At 70.2% G+C, this 18455-nt stretch carries 16 protein-coding genes and 1 tRNA gene; 13 read left to right on the forward strand and 4 right to left on the reverse strand.

The genetic code is table 11. From position 1 onward, the window contains the following. Nucleotides 1-2 precede the first annotated feature (2 nt). From ACX1D3_RS16400 to ACX1D3_RS16430, 7 genes are all read left to right on the forward strand, one after another. A complete protein-coding gene (locus ACX1D3_RS16400) occupies nt 3-557 on the forward strand; it encodes a type II toxin-antitoxin system PemK/MazF family toxin (protein WP_458994868.1) in 555 nt (184 codons plus the stop codon). A gap of 75 nt (nt 558-632) precedes the next feature. Beyond that, nucleotides 633-1676, forward strand: coding sequence for a methionine ABC transporter ATP-binding protein (locus ACX1D3_RS16405; RefSeq protein ID WP_458994869.1), 1044 nt, complete (start codon nt 633-635; stop codon nt 1674-1676). Beyond that, complete coding sequence (locus ACX1D3_RS16410) at nt 1673-2353, forward strand: methionine ABC transporter permease (protein ID WP_458994870.1); 681 nt, start codon at nt 1673-1675, stop codon at nt 2351-2353. Before ACX1D3_RS16405 ends, ACX1D3_RS16410 begins: the two co-directional genes overlap by 4 nt. An 87-nt stretch (nt 2354-2440) precedes the next feature. Continuing rightward, the gene (locus tag ACX1D3_RS16415) at nt 2441-3289 is read left to right on the forward strand and encodes a MetQ/NlpA family ABC transporter substrate-binding protein (RefSeq protein ID WP_458994871.1); all 849 of its coding nucleotides are present in this window, start codon (nt 2441-2443) and stop codon (nt 3287-3289) included. A 186-nt stretch (nt 3290-3475) separates the two neighbouring features. After that, nucleotides 3476-4543, forward strand: coding sequence for a polysaccharide deacetylase family protein (locus ACX1D3_RS16420; protein ID WP_458994872.1), 1068 nt, complete (start codon nt 3476-3478; stop codon nt 4541-4543). 49 nt (nt 4544-4592) lie between these two features. Next, entirely contained in the window at nt 4593-5252 is a 660-nt protein-coding gene (locus tag ACX1D3_RS16425; RefSeq protein ID WP_458994873.1) for an HAD family hydrolase, read from the forward strand. Between the two features lie 9 nt (nt 5253-5261). Then, nucleotides 5262-5822: a dihydrofolate reductase family protein gene (locus ACX1D3_RS16430; protein ID WP_458994874.1), complete on the forward strand. Its 561-nt coding sequence runs from the start codon at nt 5262-5264 to the stop codon at nt 5820-5822. Nucleotides 5823-5835: 13 nt separating this feature from the next. On the opposite strand, the gene ACX1D3_RS16435 is transcribed toward ACX1D3_RS16430, so the two are convergent. Continuing rightward, nucleotides 5836-6897, reverse strand: coding sequence for a GNAT family N-acetyltransferase (locus ACX1D3_RS16435; protein ID WP_458994875.1), 1062 nt, complete (start codon nt 6895-6897; stop codon nt 5836-5838). A gap of 559 nt (nt 6898-7456) precedes the next feature. On the opposite strand from ACX1D3_RS16435, the gene ACX1D3_RS16440 reads away from it, so the two are divergent. Further along, nucleotides 7457-8398, forward strand: coding sequence for a DUF368 domain-containing protein (locus ACX1D3_RS16440; RefSeq protein ID WP_458994876.1), 942 nt, complete (start codon nt 7457-7459; stop codon nt 8396-8398). 63 nt (nt 8399-8461) lie between these two features. Here ACX1D3_RS16440 and ACX1D3_RS16445 read toward each other — a convergent pair. Next, nucleotides 8462-8535 (reverse strand) — tRNA-Gly (locus ACX1D3_RS16445). Nucleotides 8536-8618: 83 nt separating this feature from the next. On the opposite strand from ACX1D3_RS16445, the gene ACX1D3_RS16450 reads away from it, so the two are divergent. Continuing rightward, nucleotides 8619-11360: an FAD-binding and (Fe-S)-binding domain-containing protein gene (locus ACX1D3_RS16450; protein ID WP_458994877.1), complete on the forward strand. Its 2742-nt coding sequence runs from the start codon at nt 8619-8621 to the stop codon at nt 11358-11360. 72 nt (nt 11361-11432) lie between these two features. On the opposite strand, the gene ACX1D3_RS16455 is transcribed toward ACX1D3_RS16450, so the two are convergent. Further along, complete coding sequence (locus ACX1D3_RS16455) at nt 11433-12560, reverse strand: 6-phosphofructokinase (protein ID WP_458994878.1); 1128 nt, start codon at nt 12558-12560, stop codon at nt 11433-11435. Nucleotides 12561-13053: 493 nt separating this feature from the next. Between ACX1D3_RS16455 and ACX1D3_RS16460 the strand changes: the two genes are divergently transcribed. The 4 genes from ACX1D3_RS16460 to ppgK are packed head-to-tail and all read left to right on the forward strand — an operon-like array spanning nt 13054 to nt 16467. Then, a complete protein-coding gene (locus ACX1D3_RS16460; RefSeq protein WP_458994879.1) occupies nt 13054-13722 on the forward strand; it encodes a DUF1707 SHOCT-like domain-containing protein in 669 nt (222 codons plus the stop codon). Further along, on the forward strand, nt 13719-14210 hold the full coding sequence (locus ACX1D3_RS16465; protein ID WP_458994880.1) for a PH domain-containing protein: 492 nt from the start codon (nt 13719-13721) through the stop codon (nt 14208-14210). Before ACX1D3_RS16460 ends, ACX1D3_RS16465 begins: the two co-directional genes overlap by 4 nt. Continuing rightward, entirely contained in the window at nt 14210-15583 is a 1374-nt protein-coding gene (locus ACX1D3_RS16470; protein WP_458994881.1) for a PH domain-containing protein, read from the forward strand. Before ACX1D3_RS16465 ends, ACX1D3_RS16470 begins: the two co-directional genes overlap by 1 nt. 50 nt (nt 15584-15633) lie before the next feature. Then, the gene (ppgK, locus tag ACX1D3_RS16475) at nt 15634-16467 is read left to right on the forward strand and encodes a polyphosphate--glucose phosphotransferase (RefSeq protein ID WP_458994882.1); all 834 of its coding nucleotides are present in this window, start codon (nt 15634-15636) and stop codon (nt 16465-16467) included. Between the two features lie 78 nt (nt 16468-16545). Here the strand turns inward: ppgK and argS are convergent, their stop codons facing one another. Then, nucleotides 16546-18180, reverse strand: a complete 1635-nt coding sequence (gene argS, locus ACX1D3_RS16480) for an arginine--tRNA ligase (RefSeq protein WP_458994883.1) — start codon at nt 18178-18180, stop codon at nt 16546-16548. Nucleotides 18181-18455 lie beyond the last annotated feature (275 nt).

The raw sequence follows: 18455 nt of genomic DNA on the forward strand, positions 1-18455 counted from the left end.
ACATGGCCCGCAACCCCTTCCTCGACAGTGCCCTCCGGGTGGTCCGCGATGTCGCGGTCCGCGCGCTGGACAGGGCGACGCAGACCCCGAAGCGACGACGCGCCCGTACGCCACAGGGCCCGCAGCCGTCGGCGCCGACGTTCACGGCGGGCGCTGACTACCCCGGCGACTACACCGGCCGCCCGGACATCGTCTACACCCCCCACCCGGACGGCCGACCCGATCCGGGCGAGGTGGTCTGGACCTGGGTGCCCTACGAGGACGACCACACCCAGGGCAAGGACCGGCCCGTCCTGCTGGTCGGTCACGACGGCCCCTGGCTGCTCGGCCTCCAGGTCACCTCGCAGGATCACGATCGCGATGCCGCGCAGGAGGCCTCCGTCGGGCGCTACTGGACCGACATCGGGACAGGCGAGTGGGACAACCAGCGCCGCCCGAGCGAGGTCCGCGTCAACCGCCTGATCAGGATCGACCCGGACACGGTCCGACGCGTGGGCGCCGTCCTGGACGAGCGGATCTTCGACGCAGTGGCCCGCGAGGTGCTCCGCCACTACTAGTGGCCTGCGTCAACCCTTCCGCCCGCGGTGAACATCGCCCACCCGATTCGAGTCTCAGCTGTCCGCCCTGATTGAATGGTGGACCAGCAGGAACGAGAGGCGCTCATGATCACCGTGACGGACCTGACCAAGGTCTATCTCCAGGGGAAGCGCGAGGTGCGCGCCCTGGACGGGGTCACCCTCACCGTGCCCGCCGGATCCATCCACGGCATCATCGGGCACTCGGGCGCCGGGAAGTCCACACTGGTGCGCTGCCTCACCCTCCTGGACCGGCCCACGTCGGGCACCGTCGAGATCAACGGCGTGGACCTGACCGCCGCCCGGGCCGACGCGCTGCGCACCGCTCGCCGCCGGATCGGGCTCGTCTTCCAGCAGGCCAACCTCTTCGACTCGCGCACCATCGCCGACAACGTCGGCTACCCCCTCGAGCTGATCGGCATGAAGAAGGCGGAGCGCGACGCGAAGGTGGCCGAGCTGCTCCGCGTCGTGGGCCTGCCGGACTCCGGCCCGGCCTACCCGGCGCAACTCTCCGGCGGAATGCGGCAGCGCGTCGGGATCGCGCGGGCCCTGGCCACCGAGCCGGACGTGCTGCTGTTCGACGAGCCCACCTCGGCGCTGGACCCCAGGACCACCGACGAGATCCTCGACCTCATCCTCAGCCTCAAGGGCCGCGACGGCCTGGCCGTGCTCGTGATCACACACGAGATGCACGTGGTGAAGAAGATCTGCGACTCGGTCTCGCTGCTCGACGGTGGCCGGATCGTCGAGTCCGGCCCGCTGGTCGAGGTGGTCAACAGCCTCGACAGCCGGCTGGCCGAGGCCCTGCTCGGCATCCCTCCCCACGCGCCCCTCGACGCCGTCGGCGGCACCTACGTCGACGTGCTCTCCTCCGGGGACCGCGCCGCCATGCCCGTGGTTGCGCACACCTCGCACCTGGTGAACGCCGAGCTCAACATCGTGGCCGGCAGCGTCGAGCACCTCGCCGGCACCACGTTCTCCCACCTGCGGATCTCGGTTCCCCCCGGGACGGATCCGCAGCGCGTGATCGACATCCTGCGCGAGCAGGGCGCCGACGCGAAGCTCACCACCGTCAACGGACCGCAGGGAGACGCGCTGTGATCCCCCTCGAGACCTGGTTCAACAACCCAGCCCTGCAGAAGGCGCTCCTCCCCGCCATCTGGGAGACGCTCATCATGATGGGCATCTCCAGCCTGGCCACGGTCGTCGTCGGCCTGCCGCTCGGCGTCGTGCTGTACGTCACCCAGAAGGGGGCGCTGGGCGAGAACCGGGCGCTCAACTTCGTGCTGTCCAGCATCGTGGTCAACATCACCCGCTCCATCCCCTACGCCATCCTGATGCTGGCACTGATCCCGTTCACGCGCTGGATCGTCGGCACCTCGCTGGGGCCCATCGCCGCGTCGGTGTCTCTGGCCATCGCGGCCATCCCCTTCTTCGCGCGCCTCGTGGAGACGGCGCTGCGCGAGGTGCACCCCGGCAAGCTCGACGCGGCTCACGCCATGGGCTCGTCGAAGATGCAGTCGGTGACGAAGGTCCTCATCCCGGAGGCGCTGCCGGGGCTGGTGGCGGGCATCACCACCACTGTGGTGACCATCATCGGCTACTCGGCGATGGCCGGCCTGGTGGGCGGCGGCGGCCTGGGGCGCCTCGCCTACAACTACGGATTCCAGCGCTTCTCCCCCGACGTCATGGTCATCACGGTGGTCCTCATCGTGATCCTCGTGCAGGGCGTCCAGTTCCTCGGCGACCGGATCAGCCGCGCCGTCGACCACCGTTAAGACCTCCCCCAGGGGAACCAGCATCTCGCTGGACACAAGGTAACCGGTCAACTTGTTGTTGGCCCCGAGCAGTAAGGACACCTCCTGATGCCAAAGATTCTCACCGCCATCGCCGCCTCCCTCGCGGCCGCCATGGCCCTCACCGCCTGCGGCGGCGACGCCACCCCGTCGACGTCGGCCTCTGACTCCTCCGCACCCGCAGGCGAGGTGACGACCCTCGTCGTCGGCGCCAGCCCGGTGCCGCACGCCAAGATCCTCGAGTTCGTCCGCGACAACCTCGCCGAGGACGCCGGCCTCGAGATCGAGATCCGCGAGTTCGACGACTACGTGCTCCCCAACGAGGCGCTCGCCTCCGAGGAGCTGGACGCCAACTACTTCCAGCACCTGCCGTACCTGGAGAGCCAGATCGCGGACAAGGGCTACGAGTTCACCGCTGGCGAGGGCGTGCACATCGAGCCGCTGAAGCTCTTCTCGGACAAGCACGATTCCGTCGACGCCATCCCCGACGGCGCGAAGATCGCGATCACCAACGACGTGTCCAACCAGTACCGCGGCCTGAAGCTGCTGGAGAAGGCCGGGCTGCTCACCGACGTGGCGGAGGACGCCACGGTGCTGACGCTCACCGAGGCCGAGAACCCGAAGGGGCTCCAGTTCGAGGAGACCCAGCCGGAGGTGGTCGTGCAGCAGCTGTCCGATCCCGCCGTCGACGCGGCCGTCATCAACGCCAACTTCATCCTCACCGCCGGGCTCGACCCGAACGAGGCCATCGAGTCGGAAGAGGTCGAGGGCAACCCGTACGCCAACATGCTCGTGTGGCGCACCGGTGACGACAACCCCGGCATCCAGAAGCTCGAGGAGCTCCTGCACTCCGCCGAGGTGGCCGACTTCATCACCGAGACCTGGCCGTCCGGTGACGTGATCCCGGGCAACGCCTGACCCTGCACCACGGGGGGCCGTCGAGCACTGCTCGGCGGCCCTCCCTTTTTGTGTCGCCGCGGGGCGAACGGCGGCGGGAAGGCTGCTGACTACGCCGTCGGTGCCCCGACACCGCGCGCCGTCGCTCCACCGTCGGTCCCCGGGGTTACCGTGGGAGATGACATCGGAGTCAATTGGGGGTTCACCATGCGCAAGTTCTTCATAGCCCTTCTGGCCGTCGCACTCGGCCTGGGGCTCGGCATCGCGGCCACGCCGACGGCGCGGGCCGAGGTCAACGTCTACACCACGCCGGGCGAGCACACCGTCAACGGGCGTCAATGGCGCACGTGGTGTGAGCCGTACTCCCAGACGGCACGCTGCACCACCCAGATCCTCAGCGGCGGCGCGTGGGTGTTCAACAACCTCACCTACCTGCCCTCCCCGCGCGAGCTGTGGGCGGGCAACCCGCTTGCCACACCAGGGGACCACGTGATCGCCGGCCGCAACTGGCGCGTCGCCTGCGACACGCCCGAGGTGGGCCGCAACGGCTGCCGCGACTACATCTGGAGCGGTGGAAAGTACGTCTTCAACAGCCTGGTCCTGTTCGGCGACATCTGGCCGAACCTCTCTGACTTGTACGCGTACCGCCCGCCGACGGATCCACCGGCGATCAGCAACTACAGCATGAGCAAGGGGCCCAACACCACGAACCGGGTGCTGCTGACGTTCGACGACTGCCCGAAGTCGCTCGACGCGTTCAAGGCAACCGTCGTCGGCGCACGCCAGGCCGGGGTCGCGCTGGCGCTGTTCCCCACCGGCAACTGCCTCAAGTCCGGGAAGTTCGATCTCGCGATCGCCCGCGCCAACGGCCACACGGTGTTCAACCACTCCGTCACCCACCCGGACCTGACCACGCTCAGCTACTCGGGCGTGCTGGCGGAGCTTGGCTCGCCAGGCGTCGTGACCACCTACGGTCGCCCGCCCTACGGGGCCTGGAACTCGAACGTGAAGAGCGCCTACGACGCCAAGGGCATGCGGATCTGGACGTGGAACCTCGACACGAAGGACTTCGAGGGGAAGACCACCGCGCAGGTGGTGAACTTCGTCGTGGCCAACGCGAAGGCCGGCAACTCCGTCCTCATGCACATGCAGTGGAACGGGTTCACCGCCTCGGCCATCAGCCAGATGAAGTCCGGGCTCGCGGCCAAGGGCATCGAGGTGTGCCGGAACCAGGGCGTCACAACCCTGCAGAAGCCCGCCTCGATCATCTGCTGACCGTCCTTCCCCGGCGAACCCCTGTTCACCCGGCCGTTAGGCTGGCCGGGTGAACAGTTCGCGCGCAGTCCTCTTCGACCTCGACGGCACCCTGGCCGACACGGTGCCGCTCATCGCCCAGCACATCAGCGACACCCTCAACGCCCACGGCATCGCCTGCACCCCGCGTGACGTCTACCCCCTGATCGGCCGGCCCATCGTCGACGCGATGCACGAGCTGCACGAGTTCGCGTCCGACGGCGCCCGCATGGAGGCGGTCATCGTCGAGTACCGCGCGGCCCTGCACGAGGCGGTCAACGCCGCCGGAACAGATCTCGTGCTGCCCGGAGTGAGGGCGATGCTGCGCGGGCTGCGCGAGGCCGGGTTCGCCGTCGGGGTGGTCACAGCCAAGGGCGGCCCGCAGGCCGAGCACCTCCTGACCATCACCGAGCTGCGGCATCTGGTCGACGCTGTGGTGAGCACCGACGACGTGGTCCGCGGCAAGCCCGCCCCCGATTCGGCGCTCCTCGGGCTGGAGCGGCTCGGCGCCGTCGCCGCGGAGACCTGGTACGTCGGCGACGCGATGTCGGACATGGAGATGGCGCTGGCCGCGGGCATGCGCGCCATGGGAATCACCACCGGCGCGGCCACCCGGGAGGAGCTGGCAGACGCGGGGGCGGAGGTCGTCGTGGACACCGCGGCCGAGGTGGGGGCCCTCATCCTGGGTTAGTGTCGCGGCATGGGACGCATCGTGTTCGACACCGCCACCAGCATCAACGGGTTCATCGCCGACGAGAACAACTCGCTGGGCTGGCTCTTCGCCGTCGACGGTGGGGAGCACCCGGACGAGGGCTTGTTCCCCTCCGGCGCCACCGTGCTCGTGGAGGGATCCACCACCTATGAATGGGTGCTCGCCGAGTCGGACATCCTCGCGCACCCCGAGAGGTGGGCGGAGTTCCACGGAGACCGGCCCACGTTCGTGTTCACCACGCGGGACCTGCCCTCCCCTGAGGGGGCGGACATCCGTTTCGTGTCCGGCGCGGTCGCCGACGCGCTGCCCGCCATCCGCGCGGCGGCCGGCGAGGGCGACATCTGGGTGGTCGGCGGCGGGGACCTCGCGGGCCAGTTCCTCGACGCAGGCGCCCTCGACGAGATCGCGCTGTCCGTGGCCCCCGTCGCGCTGGCCGGAGGGGCGCCCCTGTTCCCGCGGCGCCTGGAATCGACGGGGCTGCGGCTCGTCTCGGCCACGGCTTTCGGGCAGTTCGCGCGCCTGGTCTACGCGGTGGTGCGTCCAGACTGACGGCGCCCCCGGCTCAGGGTGCGAGGACGCGCTCGAAGCCTCCGCTGATCAGGATGGGGTAGAAGCCCAGCGCCTCGTTGACGTCGAGCATGTAGCGGTTCTCGGCCGCGTTCCAGGTGACGATTGACGTCGCGTCCGGCACCGCCTCCCGGACCTGCACCAGGTTGGCTGCCTTCACGAGCATGCCGAGCCGCCGGCCGCGGTGCTCCGGCAGCACGATGGTGTCGTACTGGTCCACGAACGCCTCCGGGTTGCTCCGGTCCAGGGCCATCTCGCTCACCGCCGCGACCGTCCCTGTGGGAATGTGCCGGACGACGGCGTGGAACATGCGGTTGGACACCAGGGTGACGCGCTCGCGCTCCCTCAGCCGCGCTGCGTCCCACGTGGCCTCCACCACCGTCAGATCGCCCAAGGGCTGATCGACCGCCATCCGCTCCTTCAGCACGGCCTGACCAGCCAGCAGGTCCTCCGGGGACTCGCCCTCCCACGTGATGAGCTCGTAGTCCGGGCCCGCGTGGGCCTCCGCCGTCGCGAGCGCCTCTGCCGGGTCCACCAGCGGCGCCGCGAAGTCGTAGCGGCTGACGCGTTCCACCAGGCCGAGCCTCAGTCCGTGCTTGAGCGCCAGCCGCACGCCCGGATGGTCGGGATCGACGGCGCCGTGGCCCGACGGAGGGGCGAGCGTGGCGCCGTCGGTGATGGGGGTCTCCACCCATGCCTTCACCCTGGTCAGGCCGGGCGGCGGGTCCGCGCTGAACGCCTGGATCAGGCCGGTGGCCACTCCCCGGGAGCGGTGCTCGGGCAGGACGTACACCGCCACGGTGGCGCTCTCCGGCGAATCGACGAGCGACACACCGGCGGACAGGAAGCCCACCGCCTCGTCGTCCAGGTATGCCAGCCATCGCCGGTGGGAGGACTCGGCGTCCTCGCGCTCGGAGACGAGCTGCGCCTCGTCGTCGATGTCCCACTGCGGGCCGCCGATCAGCTCCCGTTCGTTCGCGCGCACCAGAGTGCAGTATTCGCGCCAGCGCGCATCCGTCGGGGCGTCCGGCAAGGGCATCGGCACGATCGTGAGCACGGGCTGAGCCTAATCGCATCGACGGCGCTCGGGGTCGGGCGGCGTGCACGAACCACCGCCTCGATCCCACCCCGACGCCCCATACGTACCCGCCCACCCGTTCCGACGGCGAGTCGTGCACACCCCCCGGGGCCGGACCGCCGACGGGGCGGCGTGCACGAACCACCGCCTCAACCCCACCCCGACGCCCCATACGTACCCGCCCACCCGTTCCGACGGCGAGTCGTGCACACCCCCCGGGGCCGGACCGCCGACGGGGCGGCGTGCACGAACCACCGCCTCAACCCCACCCCAACGCCACATACGTACCCGACCACCCGTTCCGACGGCGAGTCGTGCGCACGCCCGGGGCAGGCCGACGGGGCGGCGTGCACGAACCACCGCCTCAACCCCACCCCGACGCCACACACGTACCCGACCACCGGTCCCAACGGCGAGTCGTGCACACCCCCCGGGGCCGGAACGCCGACGGCGCCGACGGCGGGCGGTGGGGCGCCGGATTGGTGCTCGGCGACGCGGAACGTAGGGTGGATCCGCAGCACAGAAGAAAGAGGCACCTATGACGGCACCCACCCACCGCGCGTCGGTCGTCGACCGACCGGACTCCCCACGCTCCTGGATCGGGCGGCTGTTGAAGGGAACCGCGGTCGGCGTTGGTGCCATCCTCCCAGGGCTCTCGGGTGGAGTCCTGGCCGTGATCTTCGGGCTCTACGACCCGATGATCCGGTTCCTCGCCAACATCCGGCACAACTTCATGCGCAACGTCCTGTTCTTCATCCCCATCGGCATCGGCATGGCGCTCGGGGTGTTGGGCTTCTCGGTGGTGGTCGAGGCCGCGTTCGCCTCCTACGCCGCGCAGTTCACCTGTCTGTTCATCGGCTTCGTGATCGGCACCTTCCCGTCGCTGTACCGCCAGGCGGGCCGGCACGGGCGCTCCGCCACGCATCTCATGATCATGGCCGCGGCGGCGATCGCCATCTTCCTGCTGATGCTGGCCGGCGGGCAGGTGCTCGTGCAGGTTGCGCCGAGCATCCCGGTGTGGTTCTTATCGGGTGCGTTGATCGGGCTCGGCGTGATCGTGCCGGGGATGTCGCCGTCGAACTTCCTCATCTACTTCGGGCTCTACGACAAGATGGCCACCGGCATCAAGGATTTCGACCTGGCCGTGACCATCCCGCTATTCCTCGGCGTGGTGGCGTGCGTCCTGCTGCTGGCCAAGGGCGCCGCCTGGCTGTTCGACCGCTATTACGGCGGCATGTACCACTTCATCCTGGGCATGGTGGTGGGCTCGTCGCTGGCCATCTTCCCCACCGTCGTGTTCCCGGCCTTCTCCCCCGAGGGTCTGGACGCCAGCGGGCTCAGCCTCACCGCGGCGGTGCTGTTCGCCGTGGCGATGCTGGTGGTGGGCACCGTCGCGTCGTACCTGTTCAGCAAGTTCGAGGACACGGTGAGCGACAAGCGCCATGAGATCGAGGAGGCGGCGAAGGCCGTCGACGCCTGATCCCGCACAGAAAACGAACAACCGCAGGCCCGGGACTTGAGTCCTGGCCTGCGGTTGTGGCGTTGGAGCGGGCGACGGGAATCGAACCCGCGTATCAAGCTTGGGAAGCTAGCGCTCTACCATTGAGCTACGCCCGCGTGGCTCATAGGTTAGCAGGGTTTTCGGGGCCACCTCCAACCAGCCTCCCGGGCTCGGGAGCACCGATGGGTAGGCTGACGGCGTGGGTACGGCGCAGACGGCGAATGAGCCGGACGAGCGCGCCATCACCCGTCTGGCCATGGCCCACGACGCCTCCCCCTTCCTCCTCATGCCCTCGGGCGTGGTCACTCCAGAGAGCGTCGAGGACGTCGCCGCGCTGATGGTGCACGCCGCGAAGGCGCGCCAGGCGATCACCTTCCGCGCTGGCGGCACCAGCCTCTGCGGCCAGGCCGTCACCGCCGGGCTCCTGGTCGACGTGCGCCGCAACTTCCGCGACATCGAGGTGCTCGACGACGGGCTCAGGGTCCGCGCGGGGGCGGGCGCGACCCTCCGGGCGGTCAACGCCCGCCTTGCCCGCCACGGCCGGCGGCTGGGCCCGGACCCCACCAGCGACGTGGCCTGCACCATCGGCGGGATCATCGCCAACAACTCCAGCGGCATGCTCTCCGGGGTGACGCAGAACAGCTACCACACGCTCGAATCGATGGTTTTCGTGCTGCCGAGCGGCCGCATCGTCGACACGGCTGACCCGACTGCGGACATCACGCTCAGGCTTGAGGAGACGCCGCTCGTGGGCGGGCTGCACATGTTGCGCAAACGGCTGCGGACCACTCCGTCGTCGATCGCCGACATCAACCGGCTGTTCGCCATGAAGAACACCATGGGCTACGGCCTGAACGCGCTGCTCGAGTTCCACCGCCCTGTGGACCTGATCCGCCACCTGCTCATCGGCAGCGAGGGCACCCTCGGCTTCGTGGCCGAGGCCACCTTCCGCACCGTGCCCCTGGCCCCCCACAGCGCCGCCGCGCTGGCGCTCTTCCCCACCCTCGACGACGCCGCCGAGGCCGCGACCGGGCTCGTCAGCCACGGGTTCGAGGCCATCGAGCTGATGGACGCCGCCTCCCTTCGCGTGGCCCGGACGCAGCCCGGGGCGCCGGCGCTGCTGCTCGAACGGGAACTGACCACGGAGGCCGCGCTGCTGGTCGAGCTGCACGAGGTGGACGAGGGCGTGCTCGCGGCCCGGCTCGCGTCGGCGGCCGCGGCGCTGGAGGACCTGGACGTGATCGGGCGGGTGGCGCTGACCACCGAGGTGCGCCACCGCAACGCGCTGGTCGAGCTGCGGCGCGGGCTGTACGCGCTCGTCGCGGGCGCCAGGCCGTCCGGCTCGACGACGCTGCTCGAGGACATCTGCGTGCCGCCGTCGGAGTTCGCCGCCACCTGCCGCGACCTCGCCGACCTCCTCACCCGCTCCGGCTACGACGACGCCCCCCTCTTCGCCCACGCCCGCGACGGCAACATCCACGTCCTCATCAGCGAGCGGTTCGACGACCCGGCCGGCCTGCTGCGGCACCGCAAGTTCACCCGCCAGATGGTGCGCCTCACGCTTCGCCACCATGGCGTCCTGAAGGCGGAGCACGGCACGGGCCGGGCCATGGCCCCCTTCCTGCGCGACCAGTACGGCGACGAGCTCTACGAGGTGATGCGCGAGATCAAGCACCTCTTCGACCCCGCTGGCGTCCTCAACCCCGGGGTGCTCATCTCCGACGACCCCGACGCGCACCTCAAGGACCTCAAGCTGATGCCCACCATCGAGCCCGAGGTGGACGCGTGCATCGAGTGCGGATTCTGCGAGCCGGTGTGTCCGTCGCGCGACCTGACGCTCACTCCGAGGCAGCGGATCGTGCTCCGCCGGGAGATGGCGGCCCGGAAGGACGACGCGGAACTGCTCAGCCAGGTGGCCGAGGAGTACGACTACGCGGCCATCGAGACGTGCGCCGTCGACGGGATGTGCGCCGTGGTCTGCCCGCTCGGCATCAACACCGGGGATCTGGTCCGCAGGCAGCGCGAGGACCGCGCGGGCCCGGTGGAGAAGTCGGCGTGGAATCAGGCTGCCCGGACATGGGGGCTGGCGACGCGGATGGGGTCAGCCGCCCTGACCATGGCCAAGTCCACCGCCCCCCTGGCCTCAGCGGCCACCCGGCTCGGCCGGCGCGCGCTGGGCGACGACGCCGTCCCCGACTACGAGAGCGACCTTCCGAAGGGCTCAGGCCTGAGGCGACGGCCGCGCCGTCGGGACCGCGACCGGCGCGGCGTGGCGATGTACTTCCCGTCCTGCCTCCAGACGATGTTCGCGCCCTCGGAGCAGGGGGTGTTCTCGGCGTTCAACGAGCTGTGCCGCCGGGCGGGCGTGCCGGTGTCACTGCTGGACGCCTCAGACCTGTGCTGCGGATCGCCGTGGCGGGCGAAGGGGTTCACCGACGGCTACGCGACGATGCGGGCGCAGGTGCGCACCGCCCTCGCGGAGCACGGGGAGGCCACCGTGGTGGTCGACGCAGCCAGCTGCACCGACTCCCTCGCGCGCATGGCCGATGGGCTGGACCTGCGGGTGATCGACGTGGTCGCGTTCACCGTCGCACGCCTGCTCCCCCACCTCGAGGTGACCCGGTCACTGCCGTCGCTGGTCCTGCACCCCACGTGCGCGTCGACGCGGATGGACATCAACGACGACCTGCTCACCATCGCAGGCTTCATCAGCGAGGACGTGACCGTGCCTGCGTCGTGGGCCTGCTGCGGCTTCGCCGGCGACCGCGGCCTGCTGCATCCGGAACTCACCGCCAGCGCCACGCAGGACGAGGCCGCGGAGGTGAGCAGCGGGTTCTTCGCCTACGCGTCGCTCAACCGGACGTGCGAGATCGCGATGTCGCGGGCGACGGGCCGGACCTACGTGCACATCCTCGAGCTGCTGGCGCAGGCCACCCGCTGAGCCCACTTCCCGCCCCCTGTGGAGTGCCCGTGCACGCACCCGCGCGCCGGCCAACCACCCAGAAGGTGCCGGTCAGTCGCCGAGACCCGTGCCCACCCCACGGGCGGCCCTGATCCAGGCGTGATCCTTCGGCACGATCTTCAGGTTCCCGGCCACCTCGCCGAGCGGCACGGGCACCGCCTCGCCGGCCTGCGACGCGACGGTGACGCCGTACTCGCCGGCGGCGACCAGATCCGCGCCCGCCGATCCCAGCAGCGTGCCGAGGAGCCGGTCGTTCGCGTCGGGGATCCCGCCGCGCTGCACGTAGCCGAGGATGGTCACCCGCGACTCCAGCCCGGTGGCCTCCTCCAGCGCCGTGGCCACCTTGAAGGCGTTGTCGCGGTGGCTGAACTCGACGGCGGCCTTGTGCTTGGCCGCCGCCGCCTTCGCATCAGCGCCCGACGCCGCCTTCACCAGCGCCTCGGCGGCCTGCATGTCGGCGGTGTCCTGAATGTCGCGGGCGCCCTCGGCGATGGCGATCACGGAGAAGTTGCGGCCCGACGAGGCGCGCTTCTTGATCGACGAGGCGATCGACTCGATGTCGTAGGGGATCTCGGGGATGAGGATGATGTCGGCGCCGCCGGCGATGCCGGAGCCGAGCGCCAGCCATCCGGCCTTGTGGCCCATGATCTCGGCGATGATCACGCGGTGGTGCGAGTGAGCCGTCGAGTGCAGGCGGTCGATCGCCTCCGTCGCGATGCCCAGCGCCGTGGAGAAGCCGAAGCTGGTGTCGGTGTGGGCGATGTCGTTGTCGATGGTCTTCGGCAGGTGGATGACGTTGAGGCCCGCCTGCATCAGCCGGTTGGCGTTCTTGGCCGTGCCGCCGCCACCGATGCACACCAGGGCGTCGAGCTTGTTCTTCTCGAAGTTGTCGATGATGGTGGGCACCATGTCGCGGACCTCACCGTCGACCACCATCTTGTGCGGCTTGTCCCGCGACGTGCCGAGCACGGTCCCGCCGATGGTGAGGATGCCGGACAGCGCGGTGGCGTCGAGCACCTGCCACCTGTCCTCGGCTAGGCCACGGATGCCGTCGCGGAACCCGATCAGCTCCATGCCGTGCTCGCCGATCGCCGACTTGCCGAACCCCCGGATGGCGGCGTTCAGGCCGGGCGAATCTCCGCCGGCGGTCAGGATTCCCACTCGCTTCGTCGCACCCATGACAGGCCTCCTCGTCTCTGGCGCAAACCCTACCGAGCGGGCAGTGCACCGCGGGGCGATTCCACGCGCCGACGTGGCCCCGTCCCGTGGCACGAAACGCCGCACGAAGCCACCGTCGCGTCCCTCTGCGCCGCCGACCACCGATCGCGACGGCGTGTCGTGCACACCCCACACCGCCAGGGAGGGCGGCGGGGACGGTGGGGGACGAAGGTCGCGACAGATCAGCAGGGCGGGGGGGGTGGTGGGGTACTGGGCAGGTTGGGTGGGCGTTGATGACGGTACGCGGCAGCGCGAAGCGCCGCCGACCGGCATCATGGGCGGCCCGGCCCCCACCACACACCGCCCCACCCGACCACAGCCCCCGACACCAAGAGAACGCCGGCAGGGGATCCACGTCCCTAGTCAACTCACGTTTCCTAGGCTTCGAGGCCGCTTCGCGGCACCTCAGCCAGCGGTGGGGAGCGGTGGTGTGAGACGGTCCTAGACTGGGGGCATGTCCGAACCCAACCGCCTCGACGTGCTGCGCTGCGCAGACCAGGACCGCGAGGTCGTCGCGACGCTGCTCAACACCGCCTACGCCGACGGGCGGCTCAACTTCGACGAGCACGCCGAGCGGATCGCGCGAGCCTACGACGCGAAGACGTTCGGGGACCTCAACTCGCTCACCACGGACCTGGTCGCGTTCGACAGGCCCGCTCCGCCCGCCCCGATGGCCCACTACGCCGCGACACCCACGCCCCAGCCCTCCCCGCACGTTCCGGCCGCGCCCACTTACGGCCCCCTTGCCACAGGGGCGTTCACGGGCGGGAACTCGTTCATGTCCACCTACAGCCCCGGCCGGGTGGGCCTGGTGGCCTCGACGGTGAACCTCAACGCCTGGCTGGGCGAGATCCGCCTGGATCTGATCGGCGCCGCCTTCGAGCGGCGCGACATCAACCTCCACGTCGGCGGCGGCATGTGCGAGGTCAAGATCCGCGTCCCCGAGGGCGTGGACGTCAACCTCTCGGGGCTCAGCCTGATCATGGCCGAGTCGAAGGTGCAGGGGCTGATCCCGCGCCCTGACGGCATCCGCATCAACCTGATCGGCACCATCATCATGGGCGAGGTGAAGGTGGTCGGACCGGGCATGGACCGCCGTCGCTACGAGCGGTTCATCCGGTGACCGACACCCTGTTCGCCCCTCCGGGCACCCAGTGGCAGCGCCTCTCCCCCAACTATCTGCGGATGAAGCTGACCCTCATCCCCCTCGTCTGGACCGCGCTGTTCGCCGTGCCCGCCGTCCCCGCGTTCCTGTTCGGCCCCTCGTGGCTGGGGTGGGCGGTGGTGGCCGCGTGGGCGGCGATGCTGGCCTGGCGGCTCATCCGCGCTCCCCGCGCGTTCCGACGGTGGGGCTACGCCGAGCGCGACACTGACGTGTACCTGACCAGCGGGTTGTTCAGCCGTCGGCTGGTGTGCGTGCCCTACGGGCGGATGCAGCTGGTGCAGCTGCACTCCGGACCCATCGATCGCGCCTTCAAGCTGGCCACCGTCGAGATGATCACCTCCTCAACGCAGGGCAGCGTCTCCATCCCCGGCCTCTCCCCCAGCGACGCCGCGGCGCTGCGCGACCGCCTGATCGAGCGCGGAGAGACGCAGCAGGCCGGGATCTGATGACGGACCCCACCCCAGTGGCCACGGCGGTCGCGGAGAAGGTCGTCGAGCGGCCCAGCCCGCTCACCGGCCTCGCACACAGCGGGATCGTGCTGGCGGCGTCGGTGGTGTTCCTGGTCCGCGAACTCGATCAGGGCATCGAGGCGCTCACCGCGCAGGCGCTGATCTTCGGGCTGGTGGCGCTCGGCGCGGCCCTGGTGGCCGGGGTGTACGGCATCTTCGCCTGGCGCACCACCGCGTTCATCGTCGACGACGAGGAGTTCCGGGTGGAGCGCGCGTTCATCTCGCGTTCGTCGTCGCGGGTGGACTACACGAAGGTGCAGTCGGTGGACATCGCGCAGCCGTTCGTCGCGCGGCTGCTGGGGCTGGCGAAGGTGCACATCGACGTCGGCGGCGCGGGCGGCCTGACCCTGGCGTTCCTCACCAGGGCGAGGGCCGAGTCGCTGCGGGAGCACCTCCTGTCGCGCATGGCGCTGGCCAGGAGCGGCCCTGTCGTCGCGCTGTCCCCGGGCGAGCCGGGGACGCAATACAACGCAAACCCGGTTCCGACGGTGGACGAGCCGGAGGAGCTGGTGCACGCCGTGTCGCCGGCCACGCTCATCCTGGGCACCGCGGTGTCGACCCCGGCAGTGGCGGCGCTGCTCGTCGCGGGCGTCGTGATCGGCACGTCGGTCTGGGCGGAGGCGCCCGTCACGTTCTTCGGCGCCGTGCTCGCCTTCGCCGGCTGGGCCTGGTCCAACGTGGGGCGCAACTGGGGCTTCCGGATGACCCGGCGAGGGGACACGCTGCGGATCTCCCGCGGGCTGGCGTCCACCACGGCGCAGGGCCTCCGCCCCGACAGGATCCAGGGCGTGGTCGTCCATCAGGACCTGCTGCAGCGCCTGACCGGGCTGTACCGCGTCACCGTGACCGTGCTCGGCTACGGCGATCCGTCGGGCGAGGAGAGCAGCTCCTCGAACTCGGTGGTGCTGCCCTTCGGCCGTTGGGCCGACGTGTTGACGGTGCTGCACGCCATCTGGCCAGGGGTGGACCTCAACCTGATCCACCCCACGCCCCAGCCCGCGCGGGCCAGGTGGCTCACGCCCTTCTCCCACGCCAGGCACACCTGGGGCGTGGGCGAGGACGTGCTCGTGGCGCATCACGGGCTCATCGAGCACGCGATGACGATCGTGCCGCATCGCCGGATGCAGTCGCTCTCCCTGCACCAGGGCCCGCTTCAGCGGCGTCTCGGGCTCGCCACCGTCGCCGTGCACACCACTGACGGGCCGGTCTCGCTGCGGGCCTACCACCTCGACGAGTCGGTGGCCCGGAAGCTGTTCGACGATCAGCTCGAGCGGGGCAGGGACGCCCGCGCTTCTGCCGTCCCCGTGTGATCGGCGAAGCCGACGCCGTCACCCGCACCGCTAGCGCTACGATTTCGCGCATGAGCATCTTCCTGGGTATCGACGTTGGCGGTTCGGGCATCAAGGGCGCGCCCGTTGATCTGGACAAGGGAGACTTCGCGGCGGACCGCCTGCGCATCCCCACCCCCGAGAAGTCCACCCCGAAGGCCGTCGCCGGCGTCGTCGGGGAGATCATCGACCACTTCGCCGGGGTCATCGGGGACAACCCGGTGGGCCTCACCATCCCCGCCCCCGTGCTGCACGGCCGGGTGCCGTTCATGGCCAACCTGGACGAGAAGTGGAACGGCTTCAAGGCCGACGAGTACTTCGAGGACAAGCTGGGCCGCAAGGTGGTCCTGGTCAACGACGCCGACGCCGCGGGCCTCGCCGAGGTGCACTTCGGCGCGGCGAAGGACCACCCGGGCCTGGTGATCCTCACCACCCTGGGCACCGGCATCGGCGCCGCCATCATCTACCGCGGCGTCCTGATCCCCAACGCGGAGCTCGGCCACCTCGAGCTCGACGGCTACGACGCGGAGAAGCGCGCCGCGTCGTCGATCAAGGACAAGGAGGGGCTCAGCTACGAGGAGTGGACCACCAAGCGCCTCCAGCCGTACTACAGCCACGTCGAGATGCTCTTCTCGCCGGACCTGTTCGTCACCGGCGGCGGCGTCTCCAAGGACTGGGACAAGTGGGGCCCCCTGCTGAACCTCAAGACCCCCATGGTCCCCGCGAAGCTGCGCAACCGCGCCGGCATCATCGGCGCGGCGCTGGCCGCCAAGGACGCCGTCGAGCACCCGGACGTGCTGTCGATGATCCCCGCGGTCGCCGACGCGAACCCCGCGGACGTCGCGGACATCGACGCCGACGAGTGAGCTGACCTGAAAAAGGCACGGGGCCCGGTGGAATGAACCACCGGGCCCCGTGCCGTGTCGGGTCAGCTCAGGGCGTCCTCACATGCGCTCGGGGGCGTCGATCCCCAGAAGGTGCAGGCCTCGGGCGAGCACCTGCTGCGTGGCCGCGCACAGCGCCAGCCGGGAGGAGCGCACGTCGCCCTCGGAGCGCAGCACGGGGCAGGCCTCGTAGAAGGTGGCCAGCGCGCCGGCCAGGTCGTAGAGGTACGCGCAGAGCTTGTGCGGCTGGAGGCTCTGGGCCACCTCGTCGACCACCTCGCCGAACCCGCTCAGCAGCAGGGCGAGCTGATGCTCCGCGGGCTCGTCCAGCACCGAGACCGAACCCCAGTGGATCCCCTCCGCCTCGGCCTTGCGCAGGATCTGGCTGACGCGCGCGTGCGCGTACTGCAGGTAGGGGCCGGTGTCCCCCGTGGTCTGGACCATGCGCTCGGCGTCGAAGGTGTAGTCCTTCTGCAGGCCGTTGGACAGATCCGCGTACTTGATGGCCGCCAGCGCGATGTTGGGGGCGGCCACCTCCTCGGCGGCGTCCAGGAGCGAGCCGAGCGTCGCGGCAGAGCCGTCGCGGGTCTTGAACGGCTTGCCGTCGCGGCCGAGCACCATGCCGTAGCCGACGTGCTGGGCGGTGACGTCGCCGGGCAGGAATCCCGCCTTGCGGGCCGCCGCGAACATCTGCGCGAAGTGGCCCGCCTGCCGGGCGTCGGTGACGTAGATGATCCGGTCCGCCTTGAGCTCGCGGACCCGGCGACGGATCGCGGCCAGGTCCGTGGTGGCGTAGCCGTAGCCGCCGTCGCGCTTGCGCACGATGAGCGGTGCCTCGAATCCCTCGACGAACACGCACAGGGCGCCGTCGTCGACGACGGCGACTCCGGAGTCCTCCAGCTCGCGCACGAGCACGGGCAGGTCGTCGTTGTAGGTGGATTCGCCGGCCAGGTCGTCGTCGGTGAGCAGGATGCCCAGGCGGCGGTAGGCCTCGTTGAAGGCGGGCTTGGAGATCTCGACGAGCTGGCGCCAGATGGCCAGCGACTCCTCGTCGCCGCCCTGGAACACCGTCACCCGGGCCCGGGCCCTGGTCGCGAACTCCTCGTCCTCGCGGAACCGGCCCGCGGCGCGCTTGTACAGGGCGTCAGCCTCGTCGAGGGTCAGCGCGCCCGCGTCGATGCCCTCGTCGAGGACCTGCTCGATGAGCATGCCGAACTGCGTGCCCCAGTCTCCGATGTGGTTCTGGGGAATGACGGTGTGGCCGAGCGCGCTGAGGACCCGGTTGAAGCAGTCGCCGATGATCGTGGTGCGGAGGTGACCCACGTGCATCTGCTTGGCCACGTTGGGGGCCGAGTAGTCGATCACCACCCGCTGCGGGTAGGCGACGGGGTTGATGCCGCCGTGCGGGTCCTCCAGCAGCGCGGTCGCGGCGGCGGCCAGCACGTCCGAGCGCATGCGGAAGTTGATGAAGCCCGGGCCCGCGATCTCCAGCGGCTCGCACAGGTCCTCCACGTCGAGTCGCTCGACGATGTCCGCCGCGACCTCGCGGGGCGGGCGCCCCTCCTGCTTGGCCAGGCGCAGCGCCACGTTGGACTGGAAGTGGCCGAACTGGGGCTTGGTGGCGGGACGCATTTCGGGGTCGACGCCGGTGAGGTCACGCAGCCGGGCGTCCAGGAGCGCGGGGAGGGATTGCATGGGCGACATTCTCGCATCGACGGCGTGGCGACCCCAACCCGGGCGCGCTCCTCCTCCCTCCGTCGCGCGTTGAGCCTGACGCGCGTTGAGCCTGACGCGCGCCTCAACGTCGCGCGTTGAGCCTGACGCGCGTCTCGGGGAGGTGCGTTGAGCCTGAATCGAGGCTCAACGCCTGGAGAAGCGGGTTTGATCGATCAAGCCGATCTTGAGGTCCAGATCCGGCTCAACGCATTTCCCCACGGCGCGGCGGCGGAGGTCACTCCGCCGCTTCCCGT

The sequence above is a fragment of the Tessaracoccus yangjingae genome, from assembly GCF_054483935.1.